Source organism: Ruegeria arenilitoris, from assembly GCF_013030265.1.
Classification (GTDB): Bacteria; Pseudomonadota; Alphaproteobacteria; order Rhodobacterales; family Rhodobacteraceae; genus Ruegeria; species Ruegeria arenilitoris_E.
Genome location: NZ_WPZQ01000024.1, coordinates 1 through 1,264 on the forward strand (window position 1 = coordinate 1; position 1,264 = coordinate 1,264).

1 protein-coding gene is annotated in these 1,264 nt (G+C 62.3%); it reads left to right on the top strand.

What is annotated here, in order from left to right:
* Window positions 1–1,263, top strand: a 1,263-nt coding sequence (gene glyA, locus GOX61_RS22305) for a serine hydroxymethyltransferase (protein ID WP_302478318.1), incomplete at its 5' end; no start/stop codon positions are given.
* Between the last annotated feature and the right edge of the window lies 1 nt (window position 1,264).

The following is a 1,264-nucleotide window of genomic DNA, read 5'->3' on the forward strand; positions in this document are numbered from 1 at the left end:
ACCCAGTCCTTGTCTGACCGTGATCCTGAGCTTTTTGGCTCGATCACGTCCGAGCTGGGCCGTCAGCGCGACGAGATCGAGCTGATTGCGTCCGAAAACATCGTCTCTGCTGCCGTGATGGAGGCGCAGGGCTCGGTGATGACCAACAAATACGCCGAAGGCTATCCCGGTCGCCGTTATTATGGCGGCTGCCAGTTCGTTGATATCGCCGAAAACCTGGCCATCGACCGCGCCAAAGAGCTGTTTGGCTGCGGCTTTGCCAACGTGCAGCCGAACTCGGGCAGCCAGGCCAACCAGGGCGTGTTCCAGGCGCTGATCAAACCCGGCGACACCATTCTGGGCATGTCGCTGGACGCTGGTGGTCACCTGACTCACGGCGCCCGTCCGAACCAGTCGGGCAAGTGGTTCCATGCGGTGCAGTACGGCGTCCGCAAGGAAGACAACATGCTGGACTATGATCAGGTTGAGGCGCTGGCGAAAGAGCACCAGCCCAAGCTGATCATCGCAGGCGGTTCGGCCATTCCGCGCCAGATCGACTTTGCCCGCATGCGCGAGATCGCCGACATGGTCGGTGCCTACCTGCACGTCGACATGGCGCATTTTGCCGGTCTGGTGGCGGCAGGCGAGCATCCCAGCCCCTTCCCGCATGCGCATGTGGCCACGACCACGACGCACAAGACCCTGCGCGGTCCGCGTGGCGGCATGATCCTGACCAATGATGAAGATATCGCCAAGAAAGTGAATTCGGCGATCTTCCCCGGCATTCAGGGCGGCCCGCTGATGCATGTGATCGCAGCCAAGGCTGTGGCCTTTGGCGAGGCGCTGCAGCCTGCCTTCAAGGACTATATCAAGCAGGTTGTCGTCAATGCGCAGGCGCTGTCGGATCAGCTGATCAAGGGCGGCCTGGACACCGTGACCCACGGCACCGACACCCACGTCGTACTGGTCGACCTGCGCCCCAAGGGCGTCAAGGGCAACGCGACCGAAAAGGCGCTGGGCCGCGCGCACATCACCTGCAACAAGAACGGCGTGCCGTTTGACCCGGAGAAACCGACCATCACGTCGGGCATTCGTCTGGGCAGCCCCGCCGGCACCACACGCGGCTTTGGCGAGATCGAGTTCCGCCAGATCGCGGACTGGATCATCGAGGTCGTCGACGGTCTGGCCGCCAATGGCGAAGACGGCAACGGCGCGGTCGAGGCCAAGGTCAAGGCCGAGGTCGCAGAACTCTGCAAACGTTTCCCAATATATCCAAACCTGTAAG